This window comes from Promicromonospora kroppenstedtii DSM 19349 (assembly GCF_000515355.1).
GTDB lineage: Bacteria > Actinomycetota > Actinomycetes > Actinomycetales > Cellulomonadaceae > Promicromonospora > Promicromonospora kroppenstedtii.
In genome coordinates, this window is record NZ_KI911608.1 from 2,639 (window position 1) to 9,056 (window position 6,418).

General features: G+C 72.7%; 5 protein-coding genes. 2 read left to right on the plus strand and 3 right to left on the minus strand.

The features are described 5' to 3' along the window. Positions 1-148 precede the first annotated feature (148 nt). On the plus strand, positions 149-1,531 hold the full coding sequence (locus PROKR_RS03705; RefSeq protein ID WP_036959624.1) for an NtaA/DmoA family FMN-dependent monooxygenase: 1,383 nt from the start codon (positions 149-151) through the stop codon (positions 1,529-1,531). 686 nt (positions 1,532-2,217) lie between these two features. Beyond that, positions 2,218-2,703: a hypothetical protein gene (locus tag PROKR_RS30490; RefSeq protein WP_051432641.1), complete on the plus strand. Its 486-nt coding sequence runs from the start codon at positions 2,218-2,220 to the stop codon at positions 2,701-2,703. A 471-nt stretch (positions 2,704-3,174) separates the two neighbouring features. Here PROKR_RS30490 and PROKR_RS03720 read toward each other — a convergent pair whose 3' ends face one another. The 3 genes from PROKR_RS03720 to PROKR_RS03730 form a co-directional block, all read right to left on the minus strand. Further along, complete coding sequence (locus PROKR_RS03720) at positions 3,175-4,329, minus strand: LLM class flavin-dependent oxidoreductase (protein ID WP_036959628.1); 1,155 nt, start codon at positions 4,327-4,329, stop codon at positions 3,175-3,177. Beyond that, positions 4,329-5,459 (minus strand): LLM class flavin-dependent oxidoreductase, encoded by a 1,131-nt coding sequence (locus PROKR_RS03725; protein WP_036959630.1) that lies wholly within the window; start codon positions 5,457-5,459, stop codon positions 4,329-4,331. The genes PROKR_RS03720 and PROKR_RS03725 overlap by 1 nt, the downstream gene beginning before the upstream one ends. 32 nt (positions 5,460-5,491) lie before the next feature. Beyond that, the coding region (locus PROKR_RS03730; RefSeq protein WP_051432642.1) for an LLM class flavin-dependent oxidoreductase at positions 5,492-6,418 on the minus strand (927 nt) is incomplete at its 5' end.

Sequence of the window (6,418 nt, forward strand, 5' to 3'; positions counted from 1 at the left end):
GACGTGCTGCCCGCCCTGCGGGCAGCACGGCTCGTCGCGGCCCCGCGTCCGGGGGCCACGCTGCGCGAGTCCCTCGGGCTGCCACGCCCCGCCAACCGCTACGACACGCGCGTCCTGGCCGACGTGCCGACCGCCTGAGGAGCCCACCATGACCAACCTGCCCGTCACCGACCTCCCCGTGACCCGCCCCGACGCCCAGGTTCACTTCGGTGTCTTCTTCCAGGGCGTCAACCACACCACGATCTGGTCCGACCCGGAGTCCGGGTCGCAGACCGACTTCGCCACCTTCGAGCGCGTGATCCGCACGGCCGAGCGCGCGCTGTTCGACGCATTCTTCCTGGGCGAGGGCCTGCGGCTGCGCGAGTCGCGCGGCGCCCTGCACGACCTCGACGTGGTGGGCCGCCCGGACGCGATCACGCAGCTCGCCGCGCTGGCCGCGATCACCACGCACATCGGCCTGGTCGCCACCCAGAACACCACGTACAACGACCCTGCCGACCTGGCCCGGCGCCTGCAGAGCCTCGACGTGCTGTCCGGCGGCCGCGCCGCCTGGAACGTCGTGACCACGGACAACGCCTGGACCGGGGCCAACTTCCGGCGTGGCGGCTACCTCGACCACGCCCTGCGGTACGAGCGGGCGCAGGGGCAGCTCGACATCGCCCGGCAGATCTGGGACGCGTTCCCGGACACGGGCGGCAGCGACGCGTTCAGCGGAGCGGTGGCGCACGTCTCGCAGCACAGCGCCCTGTTCGACGTCGAGCTGGACCCCACCACACCGCGCAGCCCGCAGGGGCACCCGGTCATCTTCCAGGCCGGGGACTCCCCGCAGGGCCGGGACTTCGCGGCCGCGAACGCGGACGTCATATTCTCCCGGCACGGCGCCGTGCTGGCCGACGCCCTGGAGTTCGCCGCAGACATCCGCCGCCGGGCCGTGGCCGCGGGCCGGCCGGAGGACGACGTCAAGATCTTCCCGGGCACGGGCATCATCGTGGGCGACACGCCCGCCGACGCCGAGGAGAAGGCCCGCTGGGTGCGCTGGAACCAGGTCACGCCGGCCACGGCGCTGTCGATCGTCGGCAACATCTGGGGCGAGGACCTGTCCGACTACGACGCGGACGGCCCGCTGCCCGCGCACGACCCGGTCGTCGAGGAGCTCGGCGGCGAGCGCGGGTCGGCCACCACGGGAGCGCGGACCCGCGAGATCGCCGCGCAGTGGCGGGCTCTGGCCGAGGCGGAGCACCTGTCGATCCGCGAGCTCGTGGTGCGGAACAGCAGCGAGCGCGGGTTCCAGGGCACACCGGCCGCGGTGGCCGAGGACCTGATCCGGTGGGTGCGCACGGGCGCCGTCGACGGGTTCAACATCAGCCCGTGGATCGTGCCGTCGGGCCTGGACGACATCGTGGACAGGGTGGTGCCGGAGCTCCAGGAGCGGGGCGCGTACCCGGCGTCGTACACCGGGACGACGCTGCGCCAGCACCTGGGGCTGCGCGCCCCGCTGACGCGCCGGGCGGCAGCCGTCGGCGCAGCGTAGGTCGCCGCGACCCAAGGTGCGCTTCTCCCAGCGATCCGGCCCGGAGACCACCCCGGTTCGGGCCGAAGCGCCGGGTAGAAGCCCACTTCTGGTGAGCTTGCTCCGGGCGGCCAGAGCGCCCGGGCCGCCTCGCGGGGCGCACGGTCCGGATCGGCGGCACGGGCGGTGTTCGCTGCCCGGGCCGGTGCCAGGAGGCCCAGGTGGTCGCGCAGCGTGGTGCCCTCGTACTCCGTGCGCAGCGAGCCGCGCTCCTGGAGCAGCGGGACGACGTCGTCCACGAGCTCGCCGATGCCGGACGGCGCCAGGCGCGAGCCGATGACGACCCCGTCCGAGCCGTCGTTCTGCACGAAGTCGTCCAGGGCGTCCGCCACAGCGCGCGGCCCGCGATGAACGACGGGGCGTCGAGTGCGGGCTCCACGTCGGGCAGCGGGCCGTCCGGGTCGTAGGCCGACAGGTCGCGGTTCCAGATCTGCTCCAGCAGGATCTGCGCCGTGCGGCCCGTGACCTGCTCCTCGCGCACCCAGCGGGCCTTGTCCTGCGCCTCGGCCTCGGGCACCAGCCCTCGTGCAGCGACGTGCCAGGTGTCGTCACCGGAAGACTCGAGCACGGCCCATTGCGGTCCCAAAAGCGAATATTCATGGCATACTCCGCGATCGCGGCATGTACCCGATCGGAAGGTGAACGGAATGTACCTCCTTCAGCAGCGCCACGCCTCGGGACGCATCACGGGGATGATGGCCACGCTTGTCCTGGTCCTCGCAACGATGGTGACATTCTCTGTTGCGAACGCTCCCAACGCGTCGGCAGCCAGTGCGTGCACCAGCACGCGCGTCGACTCTGAGCCCCTCAGGTCGCCAAGCGGCGCGAACTCGGGCATCGGCCGCCTTGAGCTCTACTACAACAGCAGCACGGGCAACAACTGCGCGATGGTCGTTCACACGGGTGCTTCCTACGGCGTCGCAGCCCAGACCTACGTTTCCATCGTCCGCTGCGCCGACACCGTGTGGGACGGCGAGTGCAACGAGACCAGCGGATTCGACAACGACGGCGGAAACTTCTCGTACTACGCGGGTGGTGTCCGGGTGCACGCGCCGAACAACTGCATCTCGACTGCCGGCTCGATCAAATGGAACGGTGTTTACCACACCGCCACGATCGGTGGGCACTGCTGAGCTCTGTAACACGACGCCCGGCCGCCTCGACTGGACCGGTCAGGGCACGACCGCAGAGGCCTATTTCATCGCAATCCGGCGGCCCCGCGATGCACGGCGTCGATCGCGCCGCTGTGCTTGCCGGGGCCGCCGGGCCCGGTCTCTGCGTCGAGAGCTCCAGGGCCGAGACGAGGTCTTCGATGCCGTCGGCGCCGCGTCGCACGGCTGCTCGCAAAGTCTGCGCAGCAAGCCGGTGTCGACGAGGATCTCGTCGATCTTGTACCGGTGACGTGCGGGCGGTGCGCCATTCCGGGCGTCGCCGTCGACGCTCTCCTTCAGTACCTCCGAGACCTCGCGGTCGCTGATGAGGCGATCGGCCGGTCGCGGGGAGGTCTGACCCCAAGATCCACCTCGCGGTCGACGGGCGCGGGCTGCCGTGGTGGCGGCCCAGGTCGGGTCCGAGGCGATCACGGGCCTGGTTCACAACGCCGGCTAACCCGTGACCCGCTGGTATGCGTCCGCCGCGCGACCCGGAGCGGGCGCGTGCTCCTCGCGGGCTGTGAAGCCGGCAGCCCGCCGCGCGTCGCGCGGGCCCCACAGGTCGGTGGTGACCTGCGTCCGGACCACGGGGATCACCTCGGCAGCGAACCGCCGCAGTACGTCCTCCTGCTGCGCCGCGGCGAGCAGGTGGTTCACGGACACCGCTTGCAGCACGTGCCCGAACGTCGCGTGGTAGTCGAGGATCTTCTCGGCCACCCGCTCGGGCGAGCCCACCAGCGCCGGGCCGCGCTCGACGGCGTCCTCCAGCGTGGGGAAGCTGGTCACCTTGCCGATGGCGCCCGGCGCGTGCTTGCGCGAGGCCTGCTGGCGCACCTGGCCCTCGTAGACGGTCCGGTACTGCTCGATGGCCTCCTCGGTGGAGTCGGCCAGGAACAGGCCGCCGGAGCCCGCGCCCACGAACCCGTACGCCGGGTCGTGCCCCGCGGCCGCGTACCGCTCCCGGTACCGGTCGATGAGCACGGCGTAGTTCTCCCGGGGCTGCAGGGCGTTGGCGCTGACGATCGGGTCGCCGTGCTCGGCCGCCAGGTCGACGGCGAACTGCGACGTCGCCGAGCCGTGCCAGATGCGGAACGGCCCCGCGAACGGGCGCGGGAGAGTGGTGGCGTGCTCCAGCCGGTGCCGGTGCCGCCCCTCCCAGGTCACGTCCTCGGAGGAGAGCAGCAGCCGCAGGAGCTCGTAGTTCTCGCGCAGGTACTCGTACTGCTTGGCGATGTCCAGGCCGAGCAGCGGGTACTGCAGGTCCTCGTTGCCCTTGCCGATCACGATCTCCAGCCGGCCGCGGCTGAGCTGGTCGATGGTGGCCAGGTCCTCGGCGAGGCGGATGGGGTCGTGCAGGGACAGGACCGTGACGCCCGTGGAGAGCAGGATGCGGGACGTGCGGGCCGCGATCGCGCCCAGCAGCACCGTCGGGGCCGAGGACAGCACCGGGCCGGCGTGCCGCTCCCCCACCGCGAAGGAGTCGAACCCGAGCTCCTCCGCCAGCACCGCGGTGTCCACGATCCGGTTCAGCCGGTCGGCGGGCGGCACCTCGCGCCCCGTGACGGGGTGGGGCGGGTTGAACGCGATGTCCAGGACCTGGAAGCGCATCAGGCCGCCACCTCCGCAGCCGGGTCCGACGGCGCCGCGGCGCGGTCGCGGTCGGCCACGCCCTCCTTGACCAGCGGGATGACGTAGCGGCCGAAGTCGATCGCGTCGTCGAGCAGGTCGTAGCCGCGCGCGGAGATCACCTGCACGCCCAGGTCGTAGTACGCGAGCAGCGCCTCGGCGACCTGCTCGGGCGTGCCGACCAGGGCGTTCGAGTTCCCGGCGCCGCCGGTGGCCTTGGCGGTGGCGGTCCACAGCACCGTGTCGAACCGCTCGCCCTGGGCGGCGATCTCCAGCAGCCGCTGCGAGCCGGCGTTCTCCGGCTTGTCGATCGGGTGGCGCCGGCTCAGGACGCCGCCCTGGGCAGCCTTGCGCGCCTCGATGCGGTCGAGCACTCGGTGGGCCTTCTCCCAGGCCAGCTCCTCCGTCGGCGCAATGATCGGCCGGAACGCGGCGTGGATGCGTGGCGGCGTGGCCCGGCCCGCGGCGGCCGCCTCGGCGTGCACGCGGGCGATCTGCCCGGCGGTACGGTCCAGCGGCTCGCCCCAGACCGCGTAGATGTCGGCCTCCGCGGCGCCCACGGGGTAGGCGGCATCCGAGGAGCCGCCGAACGAGATGGTCGGTACGTGGCCATCGACGGGCCTGACGTCCAGCACGAAGTCGTCGAGGTCGTAGAACTCGCCGTGGTGGTCGAAGGGCTCCGCGCTGGTCCAGGCCCGCTTCACGATCTGGATGTACTCGCGGGTGCGGGCGTACCGCTGGTCCTTGGTGAGGGTGTCGCCCTCGCGGCCCTGCTCGTGGTCGTTGCCGCCCGAGATGAAGTGCACCGACAGCCGCCCGCCCGAGAGCTGGTCCAGGGTGGCGAACGTCTTGGCCGCGTACGTCGGGTACGAGACGTTGGGCCGGTGCGCCAGCAGCAGCTCGATGTCGGGCACGTGTGCGGCGACGTGGGCCGCGAGCGCCGCCGGCTCAGGCCCGGAGGAGCCGTAGGCGAACAGGATGCGGGTCCAGCCGTTGTCCTGGTGGGCGCGCGCGATGCGCACGAGGTAGTCGGGGTCGAACGGCGCGGTGGTGCGGGCGGTGGTCTCGGAGGCGTCGCTGGTCGCGGCGATGCCGAGGAACTCGACGGGCATGGGGTTCTCCTTCGTTCGGTACGGGTAGGTCGTCAGACGCCGCTGGCCACCGTGCCGGGGCTCGTGGTCGCGCGGTCGCCGGTCCCCCAGGCGTGGGCCAGCAACTCGAACGAGCGGCGGGTCTCGGCGGGGTCGTGGGTGGCGGTGGTGACCAGCAGCTCGTCGGCGCCGGTGACGCGCTGAAGCGTCTCCAGGCGTTCGACGACGGTGTCCGGGTCGCCGACGATCCGCGTGTCCACGCGGTCGGCCACGAGGGCGCGCTCGGCATCGGGCCGGTCGGTCCAGGCGGTCGCGGCGGACGGCGACGGGTAGGCGATGGCGCCGCGCTCGCCGCGGCGGATGGACAGCACCCAGTCGGCGAACGGCTCGGCCAGGACGCGGGCGCGTTCGAGGGTCTGGGCGACGAGCACGTCGGCCGACACGATCACGTAGGGCTCGGCGAGCACGCCGGGCCGGAACGCCTCCCGGTAGGCCGCGACGGTGTCGAGCACGGTGGCGGGGCTGACGTGGAAGTTGGCCGCGAGCGGCAGGCCGAGCTCGCCGGCCACGCGGGCGCTCTCGCCGCCGCTGGACGCGAGGAGCCAGAGGTCGAACTGGGCCCCCTCGACGGGCGGGCTCGTGTACGCGCCGCCGCTGCGGTCCCGGTAGGTGCCGCGCTGGACGTCGAGCACGAGCTCGACCTCCTCCCGAAAGCCCGCGGGCTCGCGCTGCGCGCCGATCACCTCGTGCTGGGCGAGGATCCGCTCGCGCAGCGCGGGGTCGTTGAACCCGTTCGGCGGCGCGGGCGGCACGTACAGCCCGCCCACGAGCCGAGGCACGCCTCCGGCGCTCGCCGCCGCTGCCTGCCCGTCGTCGACCGTAGATCTGATCGGGTTCTCGGCCGTCTTGGAGCGACCATTCCTACGCTCGCCGGCCCCGGTCGCGGCGGCGGCCGACGGCGGGACCGTGAAGGCGCGGCC

Coding starts and splice junctions, on each gene's coding strand:
- PROKR_RS03705 (WP_036959624.1), top strand. CDS start 149: ATGACCAACCTGCCCGTCACCGACCTCCCCGTGACCCGCCCCGACGCC.
- PROKR_RS30490 (WP_051432641.1), top strand. CDS start 2,218: ATGTACCTCCTTCAGCAGCGCCACGCCTCGGGACGCATCACGGGGATG.
- PROKR_RS03720 (WP_036959628.1), bottom strand. CDS start 4,329: ATGCGCTTCCAGGTCCTGGACATCGCGTTCAACCCGCCCCACCCCGTC.
- PROKR_RS03725 (WP_036959630.1), bottom strand. CDS start 5,459: ATGCCCGTCGAGTTCCTCGGCATCGCCGCGACCAGCGACGCCTCCGAG.